The following is a 14,915-nucleotide window of genomic DNA, read 5'->3' as shown; positions in this document are numbered from 1 at the left end:
GTTTTTTTAAAAAGCTGTTCACCATTTTGTATACTTTAAAAAAAACGGACAACGATTGTTATCCGTTTTTTACGATTTTTTTCTCTATATATTCAACCAACTTATACATGATGGTGGCAAAGATGACGATGATGAATAGGGATTGCATGACAAGGGTGAAGTTAAACACTTGAAATCCATATATAATCAAATAACCGAGTCCTTGTTTAGAAACAAGGAATTCGCCGACAACAACCCCAACCCAACTTAGCCCCACATTGACCTTCAATGTTGAAACAATGGTTGGAAAGGAAGAGGGAAGAATCGCTTCTTTAAAACATTGCCATCTTGTTGCACCGAATGTTTGCAGGACCTTCAGATAATTTTGATCGACATCCCGAAAGGACGTATAAACGACAATGGTTGTAATAATAACGGAAATGATCGCTCCCATGACAACGATAGACGTCATGGTCGGTCCAAGGGCAACAATCAGGATCGGGCCGATTGCCACTTTTGGCATCGCATTTAACACAACTAAGTATGGATCCAAAATCTTTGACAAAAACGGTGACCACCAAAGAATCGCAGCCAAGATTGTACCGGCAACCGTCCCGATTATAAAGCCCAGTATCGTTTCAAATACAGTGGTCCAAATATGTGGAAAAATAGAACCATCTAAAATATTTTCCTTTAATAATTCCCATACCTTGGATGGTGAGCTGAAAATCAACGGGTCAATCCAGTGAAAGCGACTGGCAATTTCCCATAAAACAAAGAATGTGAGAAAGATAATAATCTGGAAAAAGTGGACCCAACGCTTATTTCTGGTCAATGACCTTTTGTAATCTCGATGGAGCTGTTCAATCATCGTTTGTTTGCTCAAGTTCTTCCAACTCCTTCCAAATCTCCTGGAAAATATCCGAATATTGCTCATGACTTCTAGCATGAAAAGGGATTTCTCTTCTTAGTTCATCAGGTACATGAAAGACACGGTGGACTGTACCGGGGCGGTTAGTAAATAAATAAATTCGGTCACTCATTGCGATCGCTTCTCCAATATCATGAGTGACAAGGATAGCTGTCTTTTGAAATTGTTTTAATGTCGAAAAAACGAGATCTTCCAACTTTAATTTTGTTTGAAAATCCAGTGCTGAAAATGGTTCATCAAGAAGCAATAATTTCGGATTTGTCGCAAGTGTACGAACAAGTGCTACCCGTTGTCGCATGCCGCCCGACAGCTGGGAGGGAAATTGTTTACTTACATTCTTTAATCCCATTTTTTCAAGAAGGGTAATAGTATTTTGTTTTGTTTTTTCATTTAGTTGCTTTGTTAGTTTTAAACCGATGAAAATATTTTCCTCAATTGTTTTCCATGGGAATAAGTAATCTTGTTGCAGCATATAGCCTGTTTTTTTGTTCGTCCCGGTTACTTTTTCATTTTCCAGTAAAACATGACCAATAGTTGGTTCAATTAATCCGCTAATGATGGATAATAATGTCGTTTTTCCACATCCACTCGGTCCGAGAAAAGATATGAATTCACCTTCTTGAATGGAGAGGCTAACATCAATAAGAGCTGTCGTCTTTGATTGTTTCGAAAAATAACTGTGGGTTACATCTTGAATCTCCAAAAAGCTCATTTTTTCAGCCTCCTTATTTTTTTTTTGAAAAAATTCCCGATACTTCAATATATTCAAATACGGTTTTTATAATTGGATAAAAGTACTAAACGAGAATATTTTTGGGATAAAAAATAAAAGATTATCCACATGATTCATTGTTCTTTCGGCAACTAATGATAATTTTCGTTTGATGTATATTACTCGTTTGTAATTTTTTCGGCTATTTCCGTATTCACATAATTACTGTGATCCAATCGTTCCGGAAGTTCTCCGGCTTCCTCCATAATATCTTGTAAATGATTCCACTCCTCTTTATCCAATAACGGATTTTCCGCAAACGATTTTTGTTCTTTATAACGCTCAATGGAGGACGTAAGGATGTCCAGTTCCGTATCTTCAAAAAATGGCTGAATTACTTTTGCCACTTCTTCTGACGAATGTTCATAAACCCATTGTTGTGCTTTATATAACGCCCGAGTAAATTTTTCAACTGTTTCTTTGTTTTCTTTTAAATAGCTTTCTTTTGTCATAAAAACGGTGTACGGAACATGGCCGCTTTCTTTTCCAAATGAAGCAACAATATGACCTTTTCCTTCTTTTTCAAAAATACTGGCCGTCGGTTCAAATAGTTGAACAAAGTCACCTGTACCGGAAGCAAAGGAGGAGGAAATATTGGCAAAATCAATGTTTTGAATCAGTTCAAGATCGTTTTTCGGGTCAATATGATGTTTTTTTAAGACAAATTCTCCGACCATTTGTGGCATCCCGCCTTTTCGTTGTCCGAGGAATGTTGAACCATTTAACATATCCCAAGTAAAATTGTCAATTGGTTCCCGCGAAACAAGAAAAGTTCCATCTGTTTGTGTTAGTTGGGCAAAATTAATGATTGCATCTTCAGTTCCTTGGCTGTTTACATAAATACTCGTTTCGGCTCCAACCAAAGCAATATCCGCCCCGTTAGAAATCAGGGCAGTCATCGTTTTATCACCGCCCGGAACAGTTGTTAGTTCAATATCGAGCCCTTCTTCTTTAAAAAAACCTTTTTCAATGGCTACATACTGTGGGGCATAGAAAACGGACCGGGTAACTTCGGCAATACGAATTTTTTGTAAATGTTTATCTTCCTGTTTACAGGCCGTTAATCCAATTGCAGCAACTACTGTTACAAGAAGGATCAAACCTCTCTTCATCAACTTATTCATACTCATTCCTCCAAAATGATTGAGTCAATTTGTTACATTATTGTATGAAGTTGAAAAAAATGTGTGAATGCCTATTTTTTTAAAGGGACGAGCATGTGAAAAGTTACGACTTTTACATTAGCATTCCACATCATTGCAGGGATTCTTGTCAGATAAGGCGTATATTTAATATGACAAATGATATAATTGAGATGTACCGGATTGTCTTCAAACTTTGATTACACATTTTTTATATAAAGGAAAACTAACAAAAATAAGGAGGTTTTTTTATGGGTATGCCGGTTCAATTGGAGTCGGTAATTGTCATTACAGGAAAAGAAACACGTTTAAAAGAAAACTATTTTCAAATTGTCAAAGAAGGATATCATCTTTTTCCATTGGATACATCTTTAATAGTGAAAAGAATGGAAGATGATGAAATTGTCGGCTCAGGTGTAATTAACAAGCTGGAATGGTCTGAAGGAAAAACAACGATCATATACAGGTTGACAGCATTAAAAACAATTAATTAAGGCACAAGTAAACACAAAAAAAGCTGGTTTTTCTAAAAACGCTCAAAAACAATATGTTGGGTCACACTTTTCATGGTATGCTTTTTTTAAATGGAAAATTCCAGAAGTCGATTTGCAATCCTAATTAGAATGAAAAAATAAAAGGAGGGTATTATTTATGGCTGAAACACAAGCAATTTTGGAATGGACGCTGATTTCCGAATGTCCGATTCCAAATGACGTTCAAGACATCTTGGTGGAAGGGGAAGTTGCTGTTGCTGCTTATAAAACATTTCGCGACAGTGCCATTTTTACAAACAAAAGATTAATTGTCAGAGATGCTCAAGGAATAACCGGGAAAAAGGTTGAAATATACTCGCTTCCTTATTCATCAATCAATATGTGGTCGACTGAAAATGCAGGCACTTTTTTGGATGTTAATGCCGAAGTAGAATTATGGACAAGAGCCGGCCATATTAAAGTGAATGTAAAAAAAGGAGTCGATATCCGTAAACTCGACAAGCTCATTGCCGAAGCGGTTTTACTATGACTAGACTGAAAGAAAATGGACTTTGGCAAAAAGAATGACAAATGATATTCCATGTTGGGAGTAATTAAAAGAACAGGGCTGTATAGAAAGTCAAAAATTAATTTAATTTGAATAGTTTGATTGAAGTGAAGGTGGCGGCGACTCCTGCGGGAACAGCACGAGCCGAAGACCCTGCAGGAGCGAGGTAACGAGCGACGAAGCGGCTGAGGCCGTGCCCGCGGAAAGCGTCCGCCACTGAAACGAAAATAAACCGAATCTATTCTTTTAACAATAAAATTTAGAAAGTTGTACTTTTAGGACAGCCCTGTAAACGTGAACGGTGGATTGCTGACCATATCCGGTCCTTGTTTTTTCTATCAGTTATTACGCAATTGGTCCTCCAAGTTTCTCAATTTCCGCATCAATATCGGTAAATTTCTTAAAGTTTTCCCGGAACTTCCCTGCTAATTCTTTTGCTTTTCCTTTATAGGCCAATTCATCTTTCCATGTTTTATTCGGTAAAAGCACCTCATCCGGAACACCGGGAACATGAACCGGGATATGAAGTCCAAAAATTTCATCCTTGACGGTCTCCACATGTTTCAATTTTCCTTCAATCGCAGCTTGCACCATTGCCCTAGTGTAAGCAAGCTTCATACGGTTGCCTACACCGTAAACGCCGCCTGTCCAACCGGTATTGACTAAAAATACTTGCACCTTATGCTCATCAATTTTTTTGCCGAGCATTTCCGCATAACGCTTGGCCGGTAAAGGTAAGAACGGTGCACCGTAGCAGGTGGAAAAGGTCGCTTCCGGTTCAGTCACCCCACGTTCTGTCCCGGCAAGTTTGCTTGTATACCCGCTCAAGAAATGATACATGGCTTGTTCTTTTGTCAATTTTGAAATCGGTGGAAGTACGCCGAATGCATCGGCCGTTAAGAAAATAATCGTTGACGGGTGACCGGCTACACTTGGTTGAACAATATTATCGATCGCATCAATCGGGTAAGCGGCCCGTGTATTCTCCGTTAAACTACCATTATCAAAATCCGGTATTCTTGTATTCTCGTTTACTACAACATTTTCTAAAACGGCCCCGAATTTAATCGCATCATAGATTTGCGGTTCTTTTTCTCGGGATAGATGAATGCACTTCGCATAGCATCCGCCTTCAATATTAAACACGCCGTGATTCGACCAGCCATGTTCATCATCCCCGATTAAACGCCGGTTTTTATCTGTTGATAGCGTTGTTTTACCGGTACCGGATAAGCCAAAGAACAGTGCAACATCCCCGTCATCCCCGACATTGGCAGAGCAATGCATAGAGAAAATATCTTGCTCGGGAAGCAAATAGTTCATAATTGTAAAAATTGATTTTTTCATTTCACCGGCATATTCTGTTCCACCAATCAGAACAACCTTCTCTTCAAAAGAAATAATAATAAATGTTTCCGATCTAACGCCATCAATGACCGGATCAGCTTTGAAATCCGGTGCAAAAATAACTGTAAATTGACTTTGGTGATTTTTCAATTCTTCTTCGGTTGGGCGGATAAACAACTGATGGGCAAATAAATTATGCCATGCATATTCGGTTATCACCTGGATTGGCAGTTGATATAATTTGTCTTCGCCGGCAAATCCTTTAAACACGTACAGTTCTTTCTTGTGTTTTAAATAATGCAAAACTTTATGATACAATCTGTTAAATACTTTTTTTGAGATTGGTTGGTTGACACTGCCCCAATCGATTTTATTCAGCACAGAGTTTTCTTGAACAATATATTTATCTTTCGGTGATCTCCCCGTATACTTCCCGGTTGTTACACTGATTGCACCTTTGTCAGTTAGTAAGCCTTCTTTATTGTTAATAATTTTTTCCATTAACTGTGGAACGGATAATTGTACTAAAATATTATTTCCATTTACTAATTCATACAGACTGTTTACCTTACTTACCATTTTCATTAGTAAACCTTCCCCTTTGTTATTTTCTCATACCCTTCGAAAAATAGTATAACATATATATTTTATTAGTCTATACTATTCAAAGAAAAAAATTGCCCCATTTTCCATTCATTTTTAAGCTCATTTTTCTAATTTAGATAACGGAATTGAATTGGTTTTCTAAAAAACTTTTTTAATCTCTGTTTAAAACAATTGACATATTTCTCATATCATGTATGATTTATCTATAACGGATACTCTTATCCCGAGATGGTGGAGGGACAGGCCCGAGGAAACCCGGCAACCTACTTATTGCAAGTAAGGTGCTAACCGATGCAAGGTGATTCCTTGAACGATAAGAGTGAAAGGAAGACGTGCGCAACCTTTCCTCATGGGAAGGTGTTTTTTTTTGCTAATAGGAAAGTAGAAATTTTTCAATTTCTACTTTCCTAACGCATAAGTGCAATTACGGCTCTGCTTTCGCCTAATGGCTCGGCAGTCGCCGAGTTTTCTTTAGATTTTTGTATAATTATATCTCCAATTTGAATGGGGAATGCTTATTAATATAATAAAGCAGATCGTTTAAAAACGTTCCGATGTTGATCCTGGGCATTGGCTTGTATCCGTTTCAAATAAAAAGCTGGCTTTTGCTTTTATAAAATGAATGCCAGCGCGATTTTAAGGAGGAAAATTATGGGGACACGACATCTATTTACTTCAGAGTCGGTAACGGAAGGACATCCGGATAAAATTTGCGATCAAATATCAGATGCGATTCTGGATGCGATTTTAAGCGAAGATCCGAATGCCCGTGTTGCTGCGGAAACATCCATTACAACCGGGTTAGTGCTGGTATTTGGAGAAATTTCCACAACTTCTTATGTTGATATTCCAAAAATAGTGCGGGATACGGTTCGAGAAATTGGTTATACGCGGGCAAAATATGGGTTTGATGCAGAGACCTGTGGCGTATTGACAGCCATCGATGAACAATCACCAGATATTGCGATGGGCGTTAACCAAGCTTTGGAAGCGCGCGAAGGCTTGATGACTGATGATGAAATCGAAGCAATCGGTGCCGGTGACCAAGGGTTGATGTTTGGTTTTGCCTGCAATGAAACGAGTGAGTTGATGCCGCTTCCGATATCGTTAGCGCATCGGCTGGCACGGAGGCTTGCTGAAGTTAGAAAAGAAGAAATTATTCCATATTTGCGTCCGGACGGGAAAACTCAAGTAACTGTAGAATATGATGAAAATGGCAAACCGGTTCGAATCGATACAATTGTTATTTCAACACAACACCACCCGGAAGTAAATTTGGATCAGATAAAAAAGGATATTCATGAATTCGTTATTAAAAAGGTTGTTCCAAACGAGTTTATTGATGATAAAACGAAATTTTTTATTAATCCGACTGGCCGTTTTGTTGTCGGTGGACCACAAGGTGATGCCGGGTTAACGGGGAGAAAAATCATTGTCGATACATATGGGGGTTATGCTCATCATGGTGGCGGTGCGTTCTCCGGAAAAGATCCGACGAAAGTGGATCGTTCCGCTTCTTATGCTGCCCGTTATGTGGCGAAAAATATTGTTGCAGCCGGACTTGCCGATAAATGTGAAGTACAGCTTGCTTATGCGATTGGGGTTGCCCAACCGGTTTCAATTTCTATTGATACATTCGGGACGGGGCAAGTTGATGAAGCAGTTTTAGTTGATCTAGTCCGTAAACATTTTGACTTAAGACCGGCCGGAATTATCAAAATGCTTGATTTACGCAGACCGATTTATAAACAAACAGCGGCATACGGACATTTTGGTCGGACGGATATAAACTTGCCGTGGGAACGAACGGATAAAGCTGAGTTATTGAAAAAAGCAGCAATGAGATAACTATTGTGGCGAACTTCTAATATCGAATCATTTAAAATATTGATTTATCAAGTTTTTTAAACAAGAAAGGGGCATCCAAAAGTCGAAAAAATGACTTTCTGGACAGCCCCTTTCTTGAGTTATAAAGTCCATGGGAGAAGTTAAATCCTAATAAAGAGATTTTAGAAATTGATTTTAGATTTGTATAACTATGGTTTGCTACTCATTGTATTTCTTTAAATAGTAATTCCCGATAGGCCTCGGGCGACTTTACAATATCGGCCAGTGTATACTTATCCAAAACATGAAGATACGCCTGTAAAGCTTCTCTTAATATATGAGAAAGTCCGCAAACCGGAGTAATGACACAAGCATTCGGGGTGTCGGGATTAAAACAATCAACTAAATAAAAACCATCTTCTGTTTGCCGGACAAGTTTACCGATATTGATGTCGCCGGGTGGAAGGGCCAAACGAAAACCCCCGTTTCTTCCCCGTACGGTTTCAATAATTCCAAGCTTTCCTAAGTGATGAACCACTTTCATTAAATGATTTTTTGAAATACCATAGGCATCTGAAATTTCCTGAATATTGCAAAGTCTATCTGTTTCAAGTGAAGCTAAATAGATCAATGTTCGTAAAGAATAATCTGTATAAGAAGTCAGTTTCATTATCATCACCAATCATAGATTTTGCATGGATAGATTATTATCACTACGGCTATCTCAATTATACTACATTTATTATTTTAACGGGCAGGAAGATCCCTATCTCAATATTTTCGAGTTTATAAAGAAGGTAGAGGATGAACTGTTCGCATACGTCCGTTTGGTTCAAAACTGACCATGAGTGGGGAATGGAGAAAATCCCACAGATAACAGCAAGGTTAGGCCCCAAAAAATTATAGTCAACGAGGAAAATAGGTAGGAGAGGGGGTACCCACATACATCTGATTAGTTCAACTGACAATCAATTCTTCCACCGATTAAAGTACCAGTTTATTAATTGTGAACGTTTTTTAAAAGATGTATTTTAAATATTGCTTTAAAGAGAGAATTATTTTAGATTAAAGATGTATTTAATTTACATGTTAAAGGAGATGGTAATAGTGTTATCTGAAAAGACAGTCAAAATTGTAAAATCAACCGTACCTGTATTAGAGGAATATGGCACAACGATTACAAGCACATTTTACAAAAGAATGTTTCAAAATCATCCTGAACTGTTAAATTATTTTAACCATGTGAACCAACGAAGAGGAACTCAACCGACTGCTTTAGCCAACACAGTCATTGCTGCAGGAAAACATATTGATGAATTAGAGATAATTTTACCGGCAGTAAAACAAATTGCCCATAAACATCGGGCTTTAAGCATTAGACCGGAACATTATCCGATTGTTGGTGAAAACTTATTGGCCGCAATTAAAGAGGTATTAGGTGAAGCAGCAACAGATGAAATTTTGCAAGCGTGGGCAGAAGCGTATGAGGAAATTGCCAATGTATTTATTCAAGTTGAAGGGGAAATGTATCGGGAAGCCAGCTTACAAAAAGGCGGTTGGACTGACCTTAAAGCATTTACAGTTATTGATAAAATTAAAGAAAGTGAAGCAATTACATCTTTTTATTTAAAACCAACGGATGGCGCATCTATTCCAACTTACTTACCCGGGCAATACATAACAGTTCGCCTAAGCATACCCGATGAAAAATTCAAACATAATCGCCATTATAGTTTATCATGTGCACCCGGGAATGATTATTTCCGCATTTCTGTAAAACGGGAAAATGAATGTGAACCGTTGGGTGTGGTATCGAATTATTTACATGATCATGTACATGTCGGGGATCAACTAGACATCAGTGCACCGGCTGGAGATTTTGTATTAAATACGGAAGAAACTGAACCTGTCGCATTCATTAGCGGTGGAGTCGGAATTACGCCGTTATTAAGCATGTTTGAGACATTGGTTAAGGATAATAGCGAACGTGAAATCACATTTATCCAAGCTGCCAAAAACGAAAATGTGCAAGCGTTCGGTGATTATGTTAAGGAGCTTGCGAAAAAACTAAATAAGGCAAAAGTTTATACAGTTTTAGAACAAAAAAATCTTGAGGAGACCGACTGTGATCATATCGGCTATATCGATCTTTCATTTTTACAAAAAGTTGTATCTAAAAATACTATTTGTTATCTATGTGGACCGGTACCCTTTATGAAAGCTGTTGTTCAAATATTAAATCAGATGGGTTTGCCTGAACACCATATTCGCTATGAGTTCTTTGGTCCAAAGGTGGACTTTATTCAATAGTTTGCAGTGCATGAAAAGACCGGGAAATGAGGTATCCGGTCTTTTTAGTAATTGTCTCTTAAATTTTTATAATATTGCCCTTTCTCCCGGTATTCTTTGTAAATCCGATTCATTTCTTCATAATCTTCGTCAGTTAAATCCCGGATTACTTTTGCCGGTCTGCCGAAAGCCATTGTATGTGGCGGGATTTTTTTGCCGGGTGGGACAAGACTTCCGGCACCTAAAAAAGCATGTTCGCCAATTTCCGCGCCATCAAGAACAATGGAGCCCATACCGACAAGCGCATTTTTACGAATGATGCAACTATGCAAGGTAACCTGATGGCCAATTGTCACATTATCTTCCAAAATCAACGGATTACCGGGACTTTGATGAAGCATGCATAAGTCTTGAATATTTGTGTTATTCCCGATTTTTGTCGGCGCCACATCGCCACGAATTACCGTTTGAAACCACACGCTGGAATATTCCCCGATTTCCACAGCTCCGGTTACCGTAACAAAATCAGCCAAATAAGCCGTTTCAGCAATCTTTGGGTATTTCCCTTTATAGGGATATATTTTATACATCCAACTCCACCTTTCATGAAAATCTAACTAGTCTATTTTACATGAAAATAATTAATTATTCACGCTTAACATAGGAGTAAAGTTAGAATAAAGAAAACTACGCCGGAAAAACAGGTCATTACAAATTCAAGTTGTTTTTCGATATAATATACTTTATATAAAAAAACTATATTGTAATAAGTGATAAGTGAGGCGAATCAAGTGGCAGTTCCATCTGGCCCAATAACGTTAATGATTCATTCATATAAGAAAATTTTTCCAGCTGTTCATAAGGAACTAGACTATTGGAAAAAGCGGGCGAATGAAATACCGAATGAAGAATTACGAAAACAGGCGCTTTTAAGTATTAAGAATAAACGATTCCATTGTGAAGGTGGATCAATATTGGCTCTTTTGGCAGAGAAAAACTATCCGGAAGTCATATCCTTCATTATTGCTTATCAAACAATCAGTGATTACTTGGATAATTTATGTGATCGTTCCAATTCACAAGACCCGACAGATTTTCGAGCACTTCATGAATCCATGATAACCGCATTGACTGTCGGAAAAGGGGGAACGAACTATTACAGGTACCGGGATGATCAAGAGGATGGCAACTATTTGCAGGAATTGGTAACAACTTGCCAAAATGTATTGAAAAAAATAAAGCATTACCCAATGATTAAAGAATATTTAATTGAGCTATGCCAGTATTACTGTGATTTACAGGTACATAAACATGTGAAAGTAGAGGAGCGGATTCCCCGGTTACAAAAATGGTTTAACGAGTCAAAAACGAATCTCCCGGAAATGGAATGGTTTGAATTTTCCGCTTGTTCCGGTTCAACATTAGGGATTTTTTGTTTAGTTGCCTATGCGACGCGGGATGATTTTACCGAAAAAGATGGATTAGCCATTCGCAACGGTTATTTTCCATATATTCAGGGGCTCCACATCCTCCTCGATTATTTCATTGACCAGGAAGAAGATCGGGAAGGCGGTGATTTGAACTTTTGTTTTTATTATAAAAATCATGAACAGCTGTATCGTAGGTTTCGATTATTTTTACAAGAGGCAGATACACATACGAAGGAATTACCGGATCGGAAATTTCATCAGTTAATTAATCGCGGCTTACTTGGTTTATATTTATCCGACGGGAAAGTTGATGAACAACAATCATTAAAGGAACTGTCACAAAAATTATTAAAATTAGGTGGTACGAAAAGCTACTTCTTTTATATAAATGCAAAAGCCTATCGAAAATATCAAGCAAGGAAAACTCAGTAATAGGTAGGAGGAGAGCCGGAATCAGCGAAAAATCATTTTCGCTTGCGAGGTAATGCTATCGAAGTCTCTGGTCACCGAAAAAATATAAAATTTTTTCGGCTTGCGAACTAATACTTAAAACTTGAAATTTTCCACTATATGCGAATTCATATCATTTGAACAAAAACGCTTAAGGAGGATGGAAAAATGTCTTTAAAACTAAGTATTTTAGATCAATCACCGGTATCAGAAGGGCAAAGTGCCGAGGAAGCTTTGAAAAATACGGTAGAATTAGCTCAATCTGCCGAAAAATGGGGATACACCCGATTTTGGGTATCAGAACATCATGATACGTATAGTTTAGCAGGTTCTTCCCCGGAAGTGTTGTTAGCATATTTGGCTGCAAAAACTGAGCATATACGAGTCGGCTCAGGTGGCGTGATGTTGCCGCATTATAGTCCGTATAAGGTTGCCGAAAATTTTCGCGTATTGGAGGGATTGGCGCCGGGACGAATTGATTTAGGTGTCGGACGTGCTCCCGGTGGAATGCCGCGTGCAACAATCGCTTTGAATAAAAGTCGTACTCGGAATGTCGATGATTATCCCGAAAAAGTAGAAGAATTGCTGCAATATTTATATGATGATCTTCCGGAGACGAACCCTTTATATGGCTTGAAGGCATCTCCAATGGTTAAGACTGTACCGGAGCTTTGGATGTTAGGTTCCAGTCCGGCAAGTGCTGTGTTGGCGGCAAAAATGGGGTTGCCCTACAATTTTGCCCTTTTTATTAATGGCGAGGGCGGGGTATCGTTCATGAATCACTACATAAATAATTTCACTCCGTCAAACTATTTGGAGAAGCCAAAAAATATGGTAGCGGTATTTGCTATTTGTGCCGAAACGGATGAAGAAGCAGAACGAGTTGCATCAAGTATAGATTTAAGTATGATTATGTTGGAGCAAGGTATGGAATCGAAAGGAACACCGAGTCCGGAAAAAGCGATAAGTTATCGGTACAGTCCTTTTGAGCTTAAGCGAATTCAGGAAAATCGGAAGCGGATGATTGTCGGGAATCCGAATAAAATCAAACAAAAGCTTGAAGAATTAAGTGAACTTTACCAAACAGATGAAATCATGCTCGTTTCAATCACTTATGACTTTCAAGATAAGCTGAAGTCATATGCGTTGATTGCGGATGAGATGCTTTGATTGGTACTGAATAGATTTTGTGATAAAATTCTCAAGGTCTCCATGTAGCGGGCTACACTACAGAGGATGAAAAATGTTTTTTTAACGTAGATACAGGACGAATGGCCATTTAGCAACACGGAAAATATTCAATTAGCTTTTTGAGTGCTCACTATCAGACAGTAAAGAAAAACCTTTTGGCTACTTCCCAAAAGGTTTTTACTTCCCCCTTACCGTTTTTCAATTGCAACAATAAATGGCGGGTCATTTTTTTGATTTAAAAATTGATAAAGTAATACATGTGCTCTTTGTTGATCAAGATTAGTTACAAACTTAAGTAAAGCTTCCTTCTCAATTTTTCCTTCCGAATGGCCTTGGTAGATCACAAGGACAATAATCCCTTCCACATCCATTATTTCTAACAGCTGTTCAATGGCTGTAATTGTTGTTTCCGGTTTTGTAACGATTGAATGATCACCATTTGGTAAGTAACCAAGATTAAAAATGGCCGCTTTAATTTTCCCGTGGTATAAATCCGGAATGCAATCCAGCAAATTTTCATGCCCACTTTGGAACAGAATAACCGAATCGTGCAAACCATTATTTGCCAATTTCTCCTTCGTCCGCTCAATCGCTTCCTGCTGAATATCAAAGCCAAAAACCGTTCCAGTCGGCCCGACCAATTTGGCAAGAAAAATTGTGTCATTGCCGTTACCAACCGTGGCGTCAACAACAACATCACCGGTCGCAGCCGCTTTTTCCAACAAAGAATGTGAATAGGGCAAGATTTTTTCTAACTTCATACCCCATGCACTTCCTGATCAACAGTTGCATGATAAAACTTCCCTTGATAACTGTTTCTCCGTTCCAATTCGGCATCAATCGCATTCAGCACTTCCCATTTGTTTACACTCCACATCGGACCAATCATTAAATCAATCGGACCATCACCGGTAATCCGATGAACAATCATTTCCGGGGGTAAAATTTCTAATTGGTCGCAAACAAGATTGACATAATCATCAAAGGTTAAAAATTTCAACATTCCTTTTTCATATTGTTTTACCATTGGAGTTCCTTTTAATAAATGGAGCAAGTGGATTTTAATTCCTTGAACATCAAGAGCTGCGACTGCTTTTGCGGTTTCCATCATCATTTCCGGTGTCTCCATTGGCAGCCCGTTAATAATATGACTGCAGATGCGAATATGATGTTTGCGCAATTTTTCAACACCATCTACATAGGTTTGAAAATCATGGGCGCGATTAATGAGTTTGGCTGTTTGCTCGTGGACCGTTTGTAAACCTAATTCAACCCAAAGATAGGTCCGTTCATTTAACTCAGCTAAATATTCGACGACGTCATCGGGAAGGCAGTCCGGTCTTGTTGCAATCGATAAACCGACAACACCGTCTTGCTTGAGTGCCGTCTCATATTTTTCCCGTAAAACATCAACGGGGGCATGTGTATTGGTGAAAGCTTGGAAATAAGCGATATATTTTCCGTCTTTCCATTTTTGATGCATTTTTTCTTTTATTGACTGAAATTGGACCTCAATCGGTTCAACTCGATTACCGGCAAAATCACCGGATCCGGCCGCACTGCAGAACGTACAGCCCCCATAGGCGACCGTGCCATCCCGGTTTGGACAATCGAACCCGCCGTCCAACGAAATTTTAAAAACTTTATGGCCAAAATGGTTTCTTAGATGATAATTCCAAGTATGGTATCGTTTATAATCATTTGTATACGGAAATGGATTCATTGCGTAACGTAACTTCCTTTCAGTTTTATCGCATCTTAACGGCGAGTCAAGACCCACCCTCAAGATTATAGTTTACAAAGAAAATGCCCGCATGCGTCTGATTGGTTAACTAACCATCAAATCCCTACTGATGGAAGTTTCACTTTATAAGGAGCGTTTTTTATGACTAACTTATTCCATAACTTTC

General features: G+C 38.4%; 14 protein-coding genes and 1 riboswitch. Of the genes, 6 read left to right on the top strand and 8 right to left on the bottom strand.

Translation table 11 applies throughout. From position 1 onward, the window contains the following. Positions 1 to 58: 58 nt before the first annotated feature. From BT1A1_RS12770 to BT1A1_RS12760, 3 genes are all read right to left on the bottom strand, one after another. Entirely contained in the window at positions 59 to 865 is an 807-nt protein-coding gene (locus BT1A1_RS12770) for an ABC transporter permease (RefSeq protein ID WP_034771900.1), read from the bottom strand. Beyond that, a complete protein-coding gene (locus BT1A1_RS12765; RefSeq protein ID WP_034771899.1) occupies positions 843 to 1,622 on the bottom strand; it encodes an ABC transporter ATP-binding protein in 780 nt (259 codons plus the stop codon). Before BT1A1_RS12765 ends, BT1A1_RS12770 begins: the two co-directional genes overlap by 23 nt. A gap of 179 nt (positions 1,623 to 1,801) precedes the next feature. Beyond that, positions 1,802 to 2,806, bottom strand: coding sequence for an ABC transporter substrate-binding protein (locus tag BT1A1_RS12760; RefSeq protein WP_152617961.1), 1,005 nt, complete (start codon positions 2,804 to 2,806; stop codon positions 1,802 to 1,804). Positions 2,807 to 3,075: 269 nt separating this feature from the next. Here BT1A1_RS12760 and BT1A1_RS12755 point away from each other — a divergent pair, with 269 nt between their 5' ends. Together BT1A1_RS12755 and BT1A1_RS12750 are read left to right on the top strand one after the other, a co-directional pair. Next, positions 3,076 to 3,318: a DUF2584 family protein gene (locus BT1A1_RS12755; RefSeq protein ID WP_034771897.1), complete on the top strand. Its 243-nt coding sequence runs from the start codon at positions 3,076 to 3,078 to the stop codon at positions 3,316 to 3,318. A gap of 157 nt (positions 3,319 to 3,475) precedes the next feature. Then, positions 3,476 to 3,847, top strand: a complete 372-nt coding sequence (locus tag BT1A1_RS12750) for a PH domain-containing protein (protein ID WP_034771896.1) — start codon at positions 3,476 to 3,478, stop codon at positions 3,845 to 3,847. Between the two features lie 363 nt (positions 3,848 to 4,210). On the opposite strand, the gene pckA is transcribed toward BT1A1_RS12750, so the two are convergent. Beyond that, on the bottom strand, positions 4,211 to 5,791 hold the full coding sequence (gene pckA, locus BT1A1_RS12745) for a phosphoenolpyruvate carboxykinase (ATP) (protein ID WP_231553335.1): 1,581 nt from the start codon (positions 5,789 to 5,791) through the stop codon (positions 4,211 to 4,213). A 242-nt stretch (positions 5,792 to 6,033) separates the two neighbouring features. Continuing rightward, positions 6,034 to 6,138: riboswitch (SAM riboswitch) on the top strand. 331 nt (positions 6,139 to 6,469) lie between these two features. On the opposite strand from pckA, the gene metK reads away from it, so the two are divergent. Beyond that, positions 6,470 to 7,666 (top strand): methionine adenosyltransferase, encoded by a 1,197-nt coding sequence (gene metK / locus BT1A1_RS12740; RefSeq protein WP_034771894.1) that lies wholly within the window; start codon positions 6,470 to 6,472, stop codon positions 7,664 to 7,666. 202 nt (positions 7,667 to 7,868) lie between these two features. Here metK and BT1A1_RS12735 read toward each other — a convergent pair whose 3' ends face one another. Next, on the bottom strand, positions 7,869 to 8,315 hold the full coding sequence (locus tag BT1A1_RS12735) for an Rrf2 family transcriptional regulator (protein ID WP_034771892.1): 447 nt from the start codon (positions 8,313 to 8,315) through the stop codon (positions 7,869 to 7,871). A gap of 437 nt (positions 8,316 to 8,752) precedes the next feature. On the opposite strand from BT1A1_RS12735, the gene hmpA reads away from it, so the two are divergent. Continuing rightward, entirely contained in the window at positions 8,753 to 9,955 is a 1,203-nt protein-coding gene (hmpA, locus tag BT1A1_RS12730; protein WP_034771890.1) for an NO-inducible flavohemoprotein, read from the top strand. Positions 9,956 to 9,999: 44 nt separating this feature from the next. On the opposite strand, the gene BT1A1_RS12725 is transcribed toward hmpA, so the two are convergent. Then, the gene (locus BT1A1_RS12725) at positions 10,000 to 10,524 is read right to left on the bottom strand and encodes a gamma carbonic anhydrase (protein ID WP_034771889.1); all 525 of its coding nucleotides are present in this window, start codon (positions 10,522 to 10,524) and stop codon (positions 10,000 to 10,002) included. Positions 10,525 to 10,725: 201 nt separating this feature from the next. On the opposite strand from BT1A1_RS12725, the gene BT1A1_RS12720 reads away from it, so the two are divergent. After that, complete coding sequence (locus BT1A1_RS12720; RefSeq protein ID WP_034771887.1) at positions 10,726 to 11,796, top strand: tetraprenyl-beta-curcumene synthase family protein; 1,071 nt, start codon at positions 10,726 to 10,728, stop codon at positions 11,794 to 11,796. 186 nt (positions 11,797 to 11,982) lie between these two features. Next, complete coding sequence (locus tag BT1A1_RS12715) at positions 11,983 to 12,984, top strand: LLM class flavin-dependent oxidoreductase (protein ID WP_034771885.1); 1,002 nt, start codon at positions 11,983 to 11,985, stop codon at positions 12,982 to 12,984. Positions 12,985 to 13,193: 209 nt separating this feature from the next. On the opposite strand, the gene BT1A1_RS12710 is transcribed toward BT1A1_RS12715, so the two are convergent. Together BT1A1_RS12710 and BT1A1_RS12705 are read right to left on the bottom strand one after the other, a co-directional pair. Continuing rightward, entirely contained in the window at positions 13,194 to 13,766 is a 573-nt protein-coding gene (locus BT1A1_RS12710; RefSeq protein WP_034771884.1) for a tRNA 5-(aminomethyl)-2-thiouridylate-methyltransferase MnmM, read from the bottom strand. Then, entirely contained in the window at positions 13,763 to 14,728 is a 966-nt protein-coding gene (locus tag BT1A1_RS12705; RefSeq protein WP_034771883.1) for a tRNA modification radical SAM protein MnmL/YtqA, read from the bottom strand. The genes BT1A1_RS12710 and BT1A1_RS12705 overlap by 4 nt, the downstream gene beginning before the upstream one ends. Positions 14,729 to 14,915 lie beyond the last annotated feature (187 nt).

This window comes from Caldibacillus thermoamylovorans (assembly GCF_000751775.1).
Classification (GTDB): Bacteria; Bacillota; Bacilli; order Bacillales; family Caldibacillaceae; genus Caldifermentibacillus; species Caldifermentibacillus hisashii.
The sequence above is the reverse complement of the archived record's forward strand: the minus strand, read 5'-3'. Positions and strand labels throughout refer to the sequence as shown.

What these genes read in the sequence shown, in the direction of transcription:
- BT1A1_RS12735 (WP_034771892.1), bottom strand. Translation starts at nt 8,315, where the DNA reads ATGAAACTGACTTCTTATACAGATTATTCTTTACGAACATTGATCTAT.
- BT1A1_RS12715 (WP_034771885.1), top strand. Translation starts at nt 11,983, where the DNA reads ATGTCTTTAAAACTAAGTATTTTAGATCAATCACCGGTATCAGAAGGG.
- BT1A1_RS12755 (WP_034771897.1), top strand. Translation starts at nt 3,076, where the DNA reads ATGGGTATGCCGGTTCAATTGGAGTCGGTAATTGTCATTACAGGAAAA.
- BT1A1_RS12750 (WP_034771896.1), top strand. Translation starts at nt 3,476, where the DNA reads ATGGCTGAAACACAAGCAATTTTGGAATGGACGCTGATTTCCGAATGT.
- metK (WP_034771894.1), top strand. Translation starts at nt 6,470, where the DNA reads ATGGGGACACGACATCTATTTACTTCAGAGTCGGTAACGGAAGGACAT.
- BT1A1_RS12760 (WP_152617961.1), bottom strand. Translation starts at nt 2,806, where the DNA reads ATGAATAAGTTGATGAAGAGAGGTTTGATCCTTCTTGTAACAGTAGTT.
- BT1A1_RS12765 (WP_034771899.1), bottom strand. Translation starts at nt 1,622, where the DNA reads ATGAGCTTTTTGGAGATTCAAGATGTAACCCACAGTTATTTTTCGAAA.
- BT1A1_RS12705 (WP_034771883.1), bottom strand. Translation starts at nt 14,728, where the DNA reads ATGAATCCATTTCCGTATACAAATGATTATAAACGATACCATACTTGG.
- pckA (WP_231553335.1), bottom strand. Translation starts at nt 5,791, where the DNA reads ATGGTAAGTAAGGTAAACAGTCTGTATGAATTAGTAAATGGAAATAAT.
- BT1A1_RS12725 (WP_034771889.1), bottom strand. Translation starts at nt 10,524, where the DNA reads ATGTATAAAATATATCCCTATAAAGGGAAATACCCAAAGATTGCTGAA.
- BT1A1_RS12710 (WP_034771884.1), bottom strand. Translation starts at nt 13,766, where the DNA reads ATGAAGTTAGAAAAAATCTTGCCCTATTCACATTCTTTGTTGGAAAAA.